The organism is Gibbsiella greigii (genome assembly GCF_039540155.1).
Classification (GTDB): Bacteria; Pseudomonadota; Gammaproteobacteria; order Enterobacterales; family Enterobacteriaceae; genus Gibbsiella; species Gibbsiella quercinecans.
This window is the reverse complement of sequence record NZ_BAABEM010000008.1, coordinates 18,394-32,037: the sequence shown is the minus strand read 5'-3', so window position 1 is coordinate 32,037 and position 13,644 is coordinate 18,394. Positions and strand designations below refer to the sequence as shown.

Here is a 13,644-nt window from a genome sequence, read left to right as displayed (position 1 = left end):
AGAGTATGGAGCTGACACCCCGAGAGAAAGACAAACTGCTGCTGTTTACCGCTGCGCTGGTGGCGGAGCGCCGGCTGGCGCGCGGGCTGAAGCTGAACTACCCAGAGGCGGTGGCGTTGATTAGCGCCGCGATCATGGAAGGCGCGCGCGACGGCAAAACGGTGGCGGAGCTGATGGAAGAAGGGCGCCACGTGCTGGCCCGCGAGCAGGTTATGGAAGGCGTGCCGGAGATGATAAGCGACGTGCAGGTTGAAGCGACATTCCCGGACGGCACCAAACTGGTGACCGTCCACGATCCGATTATCTGAGGAGAACAGTATGATCCCAGGTGAAATCAGGGTGGCCGCCGGCGAGATTGAACTCAACGCCGGCCGTAGCGCGATATGGGTGACGGTTGAGAACCACGGCGACCGGCCGATCCAGGTGGGCTCACACTACCATTTTTACGAAGTGAACCCGGCATTGGTGTTTGACCGTGCAAAAACGCGTGGCTATCGGCTGGATATCGCGGCCGGCACCGCCGTGCGTTTCGAACCGGGCCAGGCGCGCGAAGTGGCGCTGATCCCAGTCGTGGGCCAGCGCATTATTCGCGGCTTTCGCGGCGATATTCAGGGGGAGTTGGATTCATGAGCAAAATTTCCCGCCAGGCCTATGCGGAAATGTTTGGGCCGACCACTGGCGATCGCGTGCGGCTGGCCGACACGGCGCTGTGGATAGAAGTTGAGCAGGATTACACCGTTTACGGGGAAGAAGTGAAATTCGGCGGCGGCAAAGTGATCCGCGACGGCATGGGCCAGGGGCAAATGCCGGATGCCGAATCGATGGACGTGGTGCTGACCAACGCGCTGATTGTCGATCACTGGGGCATCGTCAAAGCCGACATCGGCATCAAGAACGGCCGCATCGCGTTGATTGGTAAAGCCGGCAACCCCGACATTCAGCCCGGCGTCACGGTGCCGATTGGCGCAGGTACCGAGATTATCGCGGCGGAAGGTAAGATCGTCACCGCAGGCGGCATTGATGCCCATATTCACTTCATCTGCCCGCAGCAGGCGGTTGAGGCAATCACCTCTGGCGTAACGACCATGATCGGCGGCGGTACCGGCCCGGCGACCGGCACCAACGCCACCACCTGCACGCCGGGGCGCTGGAATATCACCCGCATGCTGCAGGCGGCCGACACCCTGCCGGTGAACGTCGGCCTGCTCGGTAAAGGCAACACCTCCAGCCACGAAGCGCTGCGTGAACAGATCGACGCGGGCGTGATCGGCCTGAAGCTGCATGAAGACTGGGGGTCAACCCCGGCGGCCATCGACAGCTGCCTGCAGGTGGCAGAAGAAGAAGACGTGCAGGTGGCGATCCACACCGACACCCTCAATGAAGCGGGTTTTGTTGAGGATACGCTCAAGGCAATAGGCGATCGCACGATTCACACCTTCCATACCGAAGGGGCCGGCGGCGGCCATGCGCCGGATATCATTCGCGCCTGCGCCTTCGCCAATATTCTGCCATCCTCCACCAACCCGACGCTGCCTTACACGGTCAACACCGTTGATGAGCACCTCGATATGCTGATGGTGTGCCACCACCTGGATGCCGGCATTGCTGAAGATATCGCCTTTGCCGAGTCGCGTATCCGGCGGGAAACCATCGCCGCCGAGGATATTCTGCATGACATCGGGGCGTTTTCCATGACCTCGTCGGATTCCCAGGCGATGGGGCGCGTTGGCGAAGTGATCATGCGCACCTGGCAAGTGGCGCACAAAATGAAGCTGCAGCGTGGGCCGTTGCCCGGCGACAGTGAAGAGAAAGACAATTTCCGCGTTAAGCGCTACATCGCCAAATACACCATCAACCCGGCGATTACCCATGGCATCGCGCACGAAGTCGGCTCGATTGAGCCGGGCAAACTGGCGGATCTGGTGCTGTGGAGCCCGGCCTTCTTTGGCGTGAAACCGGCGCTGATCGTCAAGGGCGGGATGATTGCCTATGCGCTGATGGGCGATATCAATGCCTCGATCCCCACGCCGCAGCCGGTGCACTATCGGCCGATGTTTGGCACGCTGGGCGATGCGCGCCATGCCACCCGCATGACCTTTTTGCCAACCCGCGCACTGCGCAATGAATTGCCCGGCCAACTGGGCCTGAAAAGCCTGATTGGCGAGGCGAAGAACTGCCGCGGGGTGCGGAAATCCGATATGGTGCATAACGATCTCACCCCCGACATTCAGGTTGACGCGCAAACCTATGAAGTGCGTGCCGACGGCCAACTGCTGGCCTGTGAACCATTAAGCGAGTTGCCGATGGCGCAGCGTTATTTTTTGTTTTAAGGAGGAACAATGCTTTTTCTTACCCGCAAGCTGGCGACCGGGGCCAACGTTAACGCCACCGCCATGCTTGATTTCGACACTCGGCTGAAAAGCCGGGCACGCATCACACTGGAAGACGGTCGCGAGGCCGGGTTGCAGCTTGAACGCGGCTCGATGCTGCGTGGCGGCGACATTCTTTGTGACGACAGCGGCGAGCACGTGGTGCGGATCGAAGCCGCGCCGGAGACGGTTTCCGTCGCGCGCTGCGGCGATCCGCTCAAACTGGCGATTGCCTGTTATCACCTGGGGAACCGCCATGTGCCGTTGCAGATTGAAGCCGGGCGCGTCGCTTATTTGCACGATCACGTGCTGGACGACATGCTGATCGGCCTGGGGCTTATCGTCAACAGCGAGCAGGCGCCTTTTGAGCCGGTGCCCGGTGCGTATGAAACCGGTTCGCACGCCCATTCCCACTCGCACCACCACCATCACCACCACTGATCGCGGAGAAAGAAGATGAAATATGGTTTGCCGTTGTTATTGCTGTTGGTTGCCGGGCCTGCGCTGGCGCACCCTGGCCACGGGCCGGAAAGCCTGAGCGCCGGGTTATTGCACCCGCTGACGGGGTTGGATCACCTGCTGATGCTGACCGGCGCAGGCATTATTGCGGCACTGGGGCAACGCCCGCGCAGCTTTATCTTCGCCACGCTGGCGGCGATGCTGGTGGGGGCTCTGGTGGGCCGCGCGCTGGGGGCGTTCAGCGGGATGGAAATGCTGATTGCGCTTTCCGTACTGGCGGCGGGGGCGATGATTTTTGCCGCCTTCACCGGGCGCGGCGCCTGGCTGATGCCGGTATTGGCGCTGGCGCATGGTTGGGCGCACGGTGCCGAAGGCGCCGCCGACGGTTTCTGGCTGTTTACCGCCGGCTTTATGGCCACTAGCAGTGCCTTGTTGCTGGCCGGTTATGCCGCCGGTGTGCAACTGCGCCGCCATCCTGCGCTGCGTAAAATCGCCGGCAGCGGCTGGCTGGCCGCCGCCGCGGTGGTGCTGGCCGGATGATAACGCCGCTGCAACAGCTGCGCCTGCTGCAATTGAGCAGTGCCTCGCTGCCGGTCGGCGGTTTTACCTATTCGCAGGGGCTGGAGTGGGCGGTGGAGGCCGAATGGGTCACCAGCGCGGCGCAGTTTCGCCAGTGGCAACAGTTGCAGATCGAGCAAGTGTTGATCCGCCAGGATTTGCCGCTGTTGCTGCGGCTGTATAACGCCTGCGCCGCGCAGGATGTCGAGCGCTTCGCTGACTGGTCGCGCTTTTTATTGGCCTGCCGCGAAACGGCGGAGTTGCGCACTGAAGAGCAGCAGCGCGGCGCGGCGATGGCGCGTGTGCTGGCGGGGCTGCAACTGTCGCCACCGCCGGCCTGGCAGGGTGCGCTTGGCCTGAGCCAAAGCGGCGGGCTGGCATGGGCCGGTTATTGCTGGCAAATCCCCGCTGACGCCTTGCTACTGTCTTTGGGCTACAGCGCGCTGGAGAGCGCGGTGATGGCAGGCGTGAAGCTGGTGCCTTTCGGGCAGCAGGCGGCGCAATCATTGCTGGCGGATCTGAGCGAAGTACTGGCGCAGCAGTTGCCGCTGGCGCTGGCCCTGAGCGATGACGAACTGGGCGGCAGCCTGCCGCTGGTCGCCATCGCCTCTTCGCGCCATGAAAACCAACATACCCGATTATTTCGTTCTTAGGAGCAGTCATGCAGAACTACAAACAACCACTGCGTATTGGCGTGGGCGGCCCGGTCGGTTCGGGCAAAACGGCGCTGCTGGAAGTGCTGTGCAAAGCGATGCGCGAACGCTATCAGTTGGCGGTGGTCACCAATGATATTTATACCAAGGAAGACCAACGCATCCTGACCGAAGCCGGCGCGCTGGAACCGGAGCGCATTATTGGCGTGGAAACCGGCGGTTGCCCGCATACGGCGATCCGTGAAGATGCCTCGATGAACCTGGCTGCGGTGGAAGATCTTAGCCGGAAATTCGGCAATCTCGACATTATCTTTGTGGAAAGCGGCGGCGATAACCTGAGCGCCACCTTCAGCCCGGAGCTGGCCGATCTCACCATCTATGTGATTGACGTGGCCGAAGGTGAAAAAATCCCACGCAAAGGCGGGCCGGGCATTACCCGTTCCGATTTCCTGGTGATTAATAAAATCGATCTGGCGCCATACGTCGGCGCTTCGTTGGCGGTAATGCAAAGCGACACCGAGCGGATGCGCGCCGGCAAACCCTGGACCTTCGCTAACCTGAAGAAAGGCGAAGGGTTGGAGAACATCATTGCTTTTATTGAGCACCAGGGCATGTTGGCTGAGTGAGGCTTTACCAGGCCCCCGTTGGGGCCTGGCAGCATGCCGGTGATCCTGTCACTTACGCAAGCGTTCAGCTATGCCAACCCATTATCGTCTTGCCTTCACGTATTCGTTTTATCTTGTGTAATCATGCCGTTGCCGGCGCTTTTCACTCGCCAACTGCCCGGCGATATAATCAATAAAGGCGCGCAGCCTTGGCGTCACCTGGTGCCCGCGTGGGTAAACTGCGTTGAGCGGGGCAGCGGATTCAGCGTGTTGTGGCAGCACTTGGATGAGTGCGCCATCGGCCAGATCGTCCGCCACATCCAGAAACGACTTCAGCACAATGCCCATGCCCGCCAGCGCCATGGCATGGGCCGCTTCGCCGTCGTTGCACACCGTGCGGGCGGTGAAGCGCACGGCTTGCTCATCATCGAAGCGCCATTCGGCTAGCGCAGCGGCACCGATATGTATGCAGTCATGGTTGGGCAGATCCGCCAGGCTCCGTGGCTGGCCGTAGCGCCGCAAATAGGCCGGCGAAGCGCACAACACGCGCCGATTGGGGGCCAAGGTACGCGCGATCAGGCTGGAATCCGGCAGCTCGCCATAGCGCAGCGCCAGATCGAAGCCGTTTGATATCAAATCCAGCACGTTATCGCTGAGCTGCAGCTGAATTTGCAATTGCGGATGTAACGCACGGAAGCTTGCCAGCAAGGGCACCAGCCGCCGCCGGCCAAAGCCATTGGGCGCGGTGATTTTTAGCACCCCCGAGACGTCCTCGCTTTGGCGGCGCAGCGTCTCTTGGGCGCGCTTTAACTCGGCAATGATCCGCACCGCGTGGGTTAACAACTGCCGCCCTTCGTCGGTGAGCGATAGCCGGCGTGTGCTTCTGTTCAGCAAATGCACGCCTAACCGTTGCTCAAAATTGGCCAGCCGCTTACTGACCACCGACAGCGATACGCCAAGCTCATGGGCGGCGGCGGTAAAGCTGCCCAAAGACGCGGTGCGTTCAAATACGATCAGGCCGGGCAGATCATCAATCAGGTTCATCGCAGCGTATTCTCAACATAATGGAAACAGTTATTCCTGATATTTTCCATTTTAATCGTATAACACATCAGCAAGAATGATTTTTCATCCTTTTTTAAGAGGGAAAGATCATGCATACCAGTCTTACCAGGCAACAAGTTTTGGTCGTTGGCGGCAGTTCCGGCCTGGGGCAGGCGATTGCCAAGGCGTTTGCCGCACAAGGCGCCCCTCTTTTATCACGCTAAAACGCGGCGCAGCAGCGCCGCGTGATGATTCACTGATGGAGTACCGCATATGAAAATCGATCTCTCCGGCAAAACTGCATTGATCACCGCCTCTACTGCGGGCATTGGGCTGGCGATTGCCCAGGGGCTGGCCGAGTCCGGTGCCAGTGTGTTACTCAATGGCCGCAGTGCCGGCAGCATGGCCAAGGCGAAAAACAAACTGCTCGCCTTGTATCCGCAGGCGCAGGTTAGCGGCATCGCGGCCGATCTAAGCACTGGCGCCGGCGCAGACCAATTGATAGCCGCCTTGCCCAGCGTGGATATTCTGGTCAATAACGCGGGGATCTACAGCCCGCAGGACTTTTTTGCTACCGATGACGCTACCTGGGAGCGCTATTGGCAAACCAACGTGATGTCCGGCGTGCGGCTGGCGCGGGCGTTACTGCCGGCGATGGTCGATAAAGGCTGGGGCCGGGTGGTGTTTATTTCATCGGAGTCGGCGTGCAACATCCCGGCCGATATGGTCCATTATGGCGTGACCAAAACCGCGCAGTTGGCGTTATCGCGCGGGTTGGCCAAGCGTGTGGCGGGCAGCGGGGTAACGGTGAATAGCGTTCTGCCGGGGCCGACCATTTCCGATGGTTTTGCCGAAATGATGGCGGAAGAGGTGGCGCGCACCGGCAAATCACTTGAAACCCTTGCGCGTGAATTCGTGATGGCCAACCGGCCCAGCTCGGTTATTCAGCGTGCGGCTTCGGTGGAAGAGGTGGCCAATATGGTGGTCTATGTCTGCTCGCGTCAGGCTTCGGCAACCTCGGGCGCGGCGCTGCGGGTGGATGGCGGTGTGATTGACGATATCGTCTGATCGAAGGTAACCAGCCGTGGTGCCGGGCAATGGCTGCGCCGCTGTTCTGCCCGATGCCGCCGCTCTTATGCTGCATTGATACGGTAGCCGCCAACCGGTGGCTACCGTGAGAAACAGCCTACCGCCAGTTCGGGTTTTTCATGATGCTGTAGCGCCCACACCCCAGCAGCGCGATCGCCAGGCCGGCAAAGAAATAAACCGCGATCTCCTCAAGCCCCCAGCCCCCAACCTTGGTGAGCGTGAAAATAATGCCGGGCTGGGTGATCAACCAGGCGAATAGCATGGTTGCACAGAAAATCAATGCGGCGGGCCGCACCAGAATGCCGAAAATAAACATCAGAGGAACGATAATTTCCCCCGCAAAAACGCCATAAGCCACAAACGATGGCATACCATGGTGCACCACCATGCCGATGATGCTATTGATGCCGTATAACAGTTTATGCACGCCGTGAAACAGCATCATGGCGCCGAACGATACGCGCAGCAGCAATTTTCCCAGATCGGGTTTGTCTAGCCAACGGTTCAAAGATACGTTCATTTTGACCTGTCCTGTTTAAACTTAAGTGACTGACGAGCGGGGTTTTCAGGAGAGTATATACCTTAACCCATCCGCTGGGCAGAGCAGCGTGGTAACGGTAATCTCGTGGAAAAAGTGAGGGTTCGCCAAGGGGAAGGCATTACAACATGCTGTTTTTCCTCTGTGGAAAATAAGCGCGCCGAATTTGCATCACAGCGCCGAACGTTTATAAAGAGAAGGGTACAAAAGTGACGGCCAACCCAAAGGTGGTAAGTGATGAGCTCAGATTTTGTCCAGCAACTCCAGCAGGCGTTAAACAAGCTGTATCCTGCCGAGCAGCATGCGCGGTTAATCGAGGGAATTCGGGGGCTGCTGGAAAAGTGGCAGCGCACCGCCGGGCAATTGGCACAACCGATTGACGAAAAAACAGTTTATCTAATCACCTACGGTGACAGCCTGCTCCAGGAAGAGCAAAAACCGCTAGCGGTGCTGAAACAGTTCGCCGATCGCTGGTTGCAGGGGCTGATCAGCGATATTCACTTGCTACCGATGTTCCCGTGGACGTCCGACGACGGCTTCAGCGTGGTCGATTACCGGCGCATTAACCCGGAACTGGGCGATTGGTCGGATATCCGGGCGTTGAACCAACACTTCGACCTGATGTTCGACTGCGTGATAAACCACGTTTCCAGCGCCAGCGTGTGGTTCCAGGGCTACCTGAAAGGCGAAGAAAAATACCAGAACTACTTTATCGAAGCCGATCCGCAGGCCGATTACCATTATGTGATGCGCCCGCGCGCCTTGCCGCTGCTCACGCCTTATGTGAAAGCGGACCAGCAACGCGTGTATGTCTGGACCTCCTTCAGCGAAGACCAGATCGACATTAACTTCCGTGAGCCGGCAGTGTTGCTGGAAAGCATCGACGTGCTGCTGCAGTATGCCACCACCGGCGGGCGCTCGATCCGCCTTGATGCCATCGGGTTTATCTGGAAGGCGGCGGGCACGCCCTGCATCCATTTGCCGGAAGTGCATCAGATTATCAAACTGTGGCGCTTGATCCTCGATCGCGCCAATACTGGCTGCCGCCTGATCACCGAAACCAACGTTCCGCACAATGAAAATATCCGCTATTTCGGCAACGGCGATGAAGCGCATATGGTGTATCAGTTCCCGCTGCCGCCGCTGACGCTGCACGCGTTTTTGCGCCAGGATTCGCGCTGGCTGAATGCCTGGGCCACGCAACTGAGTTCAGAAGTTCACCCGCCAAACACCACCTTCTTTAACTTCCTGGCCAGCCACGACGGCATAGGCCTGCGGCCGACGGAAAACCTGCTGGACGACACCGAACGGGCGTTCCTGGTCACCGAAGTGGAGCGCCGCAAGGGGCGTATCTCCTGGCGCAGTAACGCCGACGGCAGCAAATCGCCGTATGAGCTGAACATCAACTATCTGGATGCGATCACCGATCCGGATGATGATATCGCCACCAAGGCGGATAAGTTTCTTGCCGCTCAGTCGATACTGCTGGCCTTTCGCGGCGTGCCCGCCTTGTACTATCACAGCCTGTTGGGCAGCGAAAACGATCTGGCCGGCGTGGAACGCTCCGGTATCAACCGCCGCATCAACCGCGAAAAGCTGGCGCTGAAACCGTTGGAAAGCGCCTTGTTAACACCGGGCACCCTGCGCGCCGAGGTTTTCCACCGCCTGCGCCACCTGATTTATTGCCGCCGCACGCAGCCGGCGTTTTCACCGCAGGCCACGCAAAGAGTATTAAAGCTGGGCGACGCGCTGTTCGGCATTGAACGCTCCGACGCACGCAGCGGCGAGCGCATTAGCTGCGTAGTGAACATCAGCAGCCATGCGCAGCGGCTGCAACTGCCGCTGCCGGGCATTGAGCTGATCACCCTGACGGCGTTCGACGGCGCCCTGGTGCTGCGGCCGTGGCAGGCCGTGTGGATCAAGCATGAGGGCGGCTAAACGCCCGTGCCTACAGCGCGCCGCTGGTAAAGTGCTCCGGGTATTCCATTAGATCGGCCACCGTCGCCAGGTTGTCTTCGCACAGTTGGCGGCTGTAGGCGCCGCCCAGGCACAACCGCAGCGCGGCCGGCGGATTGTTGTCGGTGCAGAACGCCGCGCTGGAAACCGCGCTCACGCGGTGCTCCCGCAGCCGGATCGCCACGTCGGACGGGTTCCAGTGCAACTGTTTGGGCAGATGCAGCCACAGGTGAAAACCATGAGGATCCGCCTGATAATGGAACTTATGCAGGTATTTGGCGGCCAGTTTCTGGCGGAGCGCCGCTTCCTGGCGAATCGCCGCCAACACTTTATCGGCGGTGCCATCGCCAATCCATTGGCTGGCCAGCGCATTGGTGACCGGGCTGGACATCACGGTTAACGCCCGCAGGGCGCCGGCTAGCAACTGGGTAGAGCGTTTGCCCGGCCCTTTCACGTAGGCGATGCGCAGCCCGGCGCCGAAGCATTTCGACAGCCCGGTGATATACCAGGTCAGCTCCGGCACCAATTCGGCAAACGGGGTGACGTGGTGTTCGGGCAGTGCGGCGTAGGCATCGTCTTCAATAATCGGCACGCTGTAGCGCAGCGCGATATCCGCCAGTGACTCACGGCGGCGCAGCGGTACCGTCAGCGTAGTGGGGTTGTGGATGGTGGGGTTCAGATACAGCGCGCTGACGTTGCCCAACTGGCATTGGTTCTCGAATGCGCGCGGCAGCGGGCCGTCGCCGTCGCACTCCAGCGCGTGCAGCGGGATATTCAACTGGCTGGCGATTGCCTTCAGCCCCGGGTAAATCAGGCTGCCTACGCAGATCGTGCCGCCTTTGCGGCCCAGCAGCGTCGCCAGCCCTACCAGCACGCTGTGAATGCCGGGGCACACTAACACCTCGTCGGCATCCAACTGCGGCAGGCGCTTGCCCAGCCAGATCATCGCCGCCTCTTTGTCATTCACCGTTCCGCCGAAATCCTGATAGCGCAGCAGGCTATACATATCTTGGTGCGCGAACAGATTCAGCGCGCCCTGGCGAATCGCGTCGGTCACATCCGGCGCTTCAGGCTCAATCGGCGAGTTCATGGTCATATCGTAACTGCTGCCGCTGCTTAGCGGGATCGCCGGGACCTTGCCGCGGATAAAGCTGCCCATGCCGGGGCGCGAATCAATCAGGCCGCGCTTTCTGGCTTCGGCGTAGCCACGCGTTACCGTGGTGTAGTTCAACGCCAGCGCCACCGCTAAATCGCGCAGCGGCGGCAGGCGATCGCGCGCCTGGAATTCGCCGCTTTTCACACCGTCGGCGATCAAATCGGCAATCAGCAGGTATGCCGGCCGCTGGGTTTGCTGGCGAAGATAGGCCGCCCAACGCTCATAAATAGGGTCGATCATGATTTTACAGCCCTTTTTGACGCCGCCGCCCGCGGCAGGGTTAACGGGAACGCTGACACTGTAGTGTGAAAAATACCCGTGATGCAATCATTGTTGTATTGATTGCATTAATGATTGGGTGTTGATTTTAATTGTGCGCATTAATAGTGCATTTAAGCATCAAATAAGTGCGTGCATGGAGTGCCAAGTGATCGATTGTGTATTTATTGTGAATGCAAAACGGTGAAAGTAAATTTTTTTGCCGGGATATTGCGCCGATGATTCGCTAATGATTGCATCGGCGATTTTTGTGCTGGCACGCCCCTTGCTCCAGTGATTACGTCGCGTTATCGCACCATTGGCGAAATGCATCGTAATGGGGAGCCACCGGCTTCTCACCTATAACTGAGACAATGCGGAGCACACCATGCCAAAAGTAACTTTACCTGCTCATAAGACCGGTGATTTCCTGGTCGACTATGAAGAAAAAGTTTTTGAAGACGTGAAGGCGGAGCCGGGCCAGAAAGCCCTGGTGACGTTCCACACCGTGGCGTTTGAAGGCTCGATCGGCTTCGTCAATATGCTGCAGGCCACCCGCCTGCTGCGCAAAGGTTTTGAAACCTCGATCCTGCTTTACGGCCCGGGGGTGACGCTGGGGGTGCAGCGCGGTTTCCCTACGCTGGGCGCCGAGGCGTTTCCCGGCCACCAGAACTACAACAATCAGCTGACCAAGTTTATGGCGGAAGGGGGCAAGGTCTATGCCTGCCGCTTTGCGCTGCAGGCGCTGTACGGCCATGGCGAACCTTCGCTGATTGAAGGCATCCGGCCTATCAACCCGCTGGATGTGCTGGATCTCAAGCTGCTGCATACGCGTGACAATGCGCTGATCATCGACACCTGGACTATGTAACCGGAGGCGCGAGATGGCTCAGTCACGTACGGTACGTGCGGCTGCGGTTCAGATCGCGCCAGATCTGCACGCGGCCAGCAAAACGCTGGCCCGGGTTCTGGACGCCATCGATCAGGCAGCGGCGCAGGGGGCGGAAATCGTGGTCTTCCCGGAGACCTTTGTCCCTTATTACCCCTATTTCTCTTTTATCACCCCGGCGATGACCGCCGGCGCGGCCCACCTGCGGCTTTACGATGAGGCGGTCCAGGTGCCCGGGCCGATTACCCAGGCGGTGGGTGAGCGGGCGCGGCTGCGAGAGATCGTCGTGGTGCTGGGCGTTAATGAGCGCGATGGCGGCACGTTGTATAACACCCAGTTGGTTTTCGATGCCAGCGGCAAACTGGTGCTCAAACGGCGCAAAATCACCCCGACCTACCATGAACGCATGATCTGGGGGCAGGGTGATGGCGCCGGGCTGAAAGTCGTCGATACCGCCGTTGGGCGCGTCGGCGCGCTGGCCTGCTGGGAGCACTACAACCCGCTGGCGCGTTACAGCCTGATGACCCAGCACGAAGAGATCCATTGCAGCCAGTTCCCCGGCTCGCTGGTCGGGCCGATCTTTGCGGAACAGATGGATGTGACCATTCGCCACCACGCGCTGGAATCCGGCTGCTTTGTGATTAACGCCACCGGCTGGCTGACCGAGGCTCAGATTGAAGAGCTGACGCCCGATCCGGCGTTGCAGAAAGGGCTGCGCGGCGGGTGCAACACCGCCATTATCTCGCCGGAAGGGCGCCACGTGGTGCCGCCGCTGACGGAGGGGGAAGGGATCCTGATCGCCGATCTGGATATGCGCCTGATCACCAAACGTAAACGCATGATGGATTCGGTGGGGCATTACGCCCGGCCGGAATTATTGAGCCTGCGGCTTGACGACCGCTCGGCGCGCTATGTGGTGCCCAGCTATAACGAACCTGCCCGTGAAGGAGAAAATGATGACGACGCCGAGCCTGTCCAGACAACAACTGATTACTGAACTGCTGACGCAGGGCGTGAATGTGGTGAATCCGTCGGAACAGCATGTGAGCCGCCACGGCGGCGCCGGCCCTTCGGATCATCAGGCGGTCACTATCGACGGCGTAACGGTCATGGTGCCGATCTACACCCAAACCGCGCGCCATTCGGCATGGCAGGTGAAGCATGCCGAACAGGGCAAAACCACGTTATTGAAAAACCAGATCCCGGTGCGGGACATCACCTTTGCCCATAAGCCGCGGTTCTATGATTTACAAACCGCAGACGGCATCCCGTACTCGCACATCGCCACGCTGCACGGCACCGATGTGCTGGCCACCACGGTACTGCAAACCTGTATCCGTTATGAAAACCGGCGCAAAGCCTGCCAGTTTTGCGCCATCGGCCAATCGCTGGCCGCCGGTCGCACCATCGCCCACAAAACCCCGCAGCAGTTGGCTGAGGTGGCCAAAGCGGCGGTTGAGCTGGACGGCGTGAAGCACATGGTGATGACCACCGGCACGCCTTCAGGCAGCGATCGCGGTGCGCGCCTACTGGTGGAAAGCGCGCAGGCGATCAAGGCCGTGGTGGATTTGCCGTTGCAGGGGCAGTGCGAACCCCCGGGCGACCCGGTGTGGTTCACCCGCATGAAAGAAGCGGGGATCGACGCGCTCGGCATGCACCTGGAAGCAGTAACGCCGGAGGTGCGCGCGCGGATTATGCCCGGCAAGGCCCAGGTGACCATCGAACAATATATGGTGGCCTTTGAGCAGGCGGTGGCCGTTTTTGGCCGCGGGCAGGTCAGCACCTATATTCTGGCCGGCATGGGCGACACGCCTGAAGCCATTCTGGCGATTTCGGAACGGCTGATCGCGCTGGGCGTTTACCCGTTCGTGGTGCCGTTTGTGCCAATCAGCGGCACGCCGCTGGAGCACCACCCGGCGCCCAGCACCGCGTTTATGGCGTCCATCCTCGAACCGCTGGGGCGCATGCTGCGCGAAGGGCAACTGCGTTCAAGCGATATCAAAGCCGGGTGCGGCCGCTGCGGCGCCTGTTCATCCCTGTCGAGTTTTGAACAGGCGGTCGCCTGAGGAG

Annotated in this window: 15 protein-coding genes; 12 read left to right on the top strand and 3 right to left on the bottom strand. The window is 59.9% G+C overall.

Features of this window, described 5'->3' with window-relative positions; genetic code table 11:
* The first annotated feature begins 5 nt into the window (after nucleotides 1-5).
* From AC559G_RS08560 to ureG, 7 genes are read left to right on the top strand one after another with little or no spacing between them, the layout of a single operon-like run.
* Entirely contained in the window at nucleotides 6-308 is a 303-nt protein-coding gene (locus AC559G_RS08560; protein WP_121554670.1) for an urease subunit gamma, read from the top strand.
* 10 nt (nucleotides 309-318) lie between these two features.
* Nucleotides 319-630 (top strand): urease subunit beta, encoded by a 312-nt coding sequence (locus AC559G_RS08555; RefSeq protein WP_095848319.1) that lies wholly within the window; start codon nucleotides 319-321, stop codon nucleotides 628-630.
* Nucleotides 627-2,330 (top strand): urease subunit alpha, encoded by a 1,704-nt coding sequence (ureC, locus tag AC559G_RS08550; protein WP_498912218.1) that lies wholly within the window; start codon nucleotides 627-629, stop codon nucleotides 2,328-2,330. The genes AC559G_RS08555 and ureC overlap by 4 nt, the downstream gene beginning before the upstream one ends.
* Before the next feature lie 9 nt (nucleotides 2,331-2,339).
* A complete protein-coding gene (gene ureE, locus AC559G_RS08545) occupies nucleotides 2,340-2,810 on the top strand; it encodes an urease accessory protein UreE (RefSeq protein ID WP_498912217.1) in 471 nt (156 codons plus the stop codon).
* Between the two features lie 15 nt (nucleotides 2,811-2,825).
* The gene (locus AC559G_RS08540; RefSeq protein ID WP_498912216.1) at nucleotides 2,826-3,368 is read left to right on the top strand and encodes a HupE/UreJ family protein; all 543 of its coding nucleotides are present in this window, start codon (nucleotides 2,826-2,828) and stop codon (nucleotides 3,366-3,368) included.
* A complete protein-coding gene (locus AC559G_RS08535) occupies nucleotides 3,365-4,039 on the top strand; it encodes an urease accessory protein UreF (protein ID WP_498912215.1) in 675 nt (224 codons plus the stop codon). The genes AC559G_RS08540 and AC559G_RS08535 overlap by 4 nt, the downstream gene beginning before the upstream one ends.
* Before the next feature lie 8 nt (nucleotides 4,040-4,047).
* Entirely contained in the window at nucleotides 4,048-4,665 is a 618-nt protein-coding gene (ureG, locus tag AC559G_RS08530; RefSeq protein ID WP_498912214.1) for an urease accessory protein UreG, read from the top strand.
* A 108-nt stretch (nucleotides 4,666-4,773) separates the two neighbouring features.
* On the opposite strand, the gene AC559G_RS08525 is transcribed toward ureG, so the two are convergent.
* Nucleotides 4,774-5,688, bottom strand: a complete 915-nt coding sequence (locus AC559G_RS08525; protein WP_498912213.1) for a LysR family transcriptional regulator — start codon at nucleotides 5,686-5,688, stop codon at nucleotides 4,774-4,776.
* 273 nt (nucleotides 5,689-5,961) lie between these two features.
* Between AC559G_RS08525 and AC559G_RS08520 the strand changes: the two genes are divergently transcribed.
* Entirely contained in the window at nucleotides 5,962-6,756 is a 795-nt protein-coding gene (locus tag AC559G_RS08520) for an SDR family NAD(P)-dependent oxidoreductase (protein ID WP_498912212.1), read from the top strand.
* A 118-nt stretch (nucleotides 6,757-6,874) separates the two neighbouring features.
* Here AC559G_RS08520 and AC559G_RS08515 read toward each other — a convergent pair whose 3' ends face one another.
* The gene (locus AC559G_RS08515) at nucleotides 6,875-7,297 is read right to left on the bottom strand and encodes a DoxX family protein (RefSeq protein WP_438599341.1); all 423 of its coding nucleotides are present in this window, start codon (nucleotides 7,295-7,297) and stop codon (nucleotides 6,875-6,877) included.
* A 255-nt stretch (nucleotides 7,298-7,552) separates the two neighbouring features.
* On the opposite strand from AC559G_RS08515, the gene AC559G_RS08510 reads away from it, so the two are divergent.
* Nucleotides 7,553-9,253: a sugar phosphorylase gene (locus AC559G_RS08510; protein WP_498912211.1), complete on the top strand. Its 1,701-nt coding sequence runs from the start codon at nucleotides 7,553-7,555 to the stop codon at nucleotides 9,251-9,253.
* Nucleotides 9,254-9,263: 10 nt separating this feature from the next.
* On the opposite strand, the gene AC559G_RS08505 is transcribed toward AC559G_RS08510, so the two are convergent.
* Nucleotides 9,264-10,667, bottom strand: coding sequence for an aminotransferase-like domain-containing protein (locus AC559G_RS08505; RefSeq protein ID WP_498912210.1), 1,404 nt, complete (start codon nucleotides 10,665-10,667; stop codon nucleotides 9,264-9,266).
* Between the two features lie 406 nt (nucleotides 10,668-11,073).
* Between AC559G_RS08505 and AC559G_RS08500 the strand changes: the two genes are divergently transcribed.
* Genes AC559G_RS08500 through AC559G_RS08490 form a run of 3 tightly spaced genes read left to right on the top strand, consistent with a single transcriptional unit; the run spans nucleotide 11,074 to nucleotide 13,640 of the window.
* Nucleotides 11,074-11,556 (top strand): MSMEG_0572/Sll0783 family nitrogen starvation response protein, encoded by a 483-nt coding sequence (locus AC559G_RS08500; protein WP_279028468.1) that lies wholly within the window; start codon nucleotides 11,074-11,076, stop codon nucleotides 11,554-11,556.
* A gap of 13 nt (nucleotides 11,557-11,569) precedes the next feature.
* Complete coding sequence (locus AC559G_RS08495) at nucleotides 11,570-12,571, top strand: Nit6803 family nitriliase (RefSeq protein WP_498912208.1); 1,002 nt, start codon at nucleotides 11,570-11,572, stop codon at nucleotides 12,569-12,571.
* Nucleotides 12,531-13,640 (top strand): MSMEG_0568 family radical SAM protein, encoded by a 1,110-nt coding sequence (locus AC559G_RS08490; protein ID WP_498912420.1) that lies wholly within the window; start codon nucleotides 12,531-12,533, stop codon nucleotides 13,638-13,640. Before AC559G_RS08495 ends, AC559G_RS08490 begins: the two co-directional genes overlap by 41 nt.
* Nucleotides 13,641-13,644 lie beyond the last annotated feature (4 nt).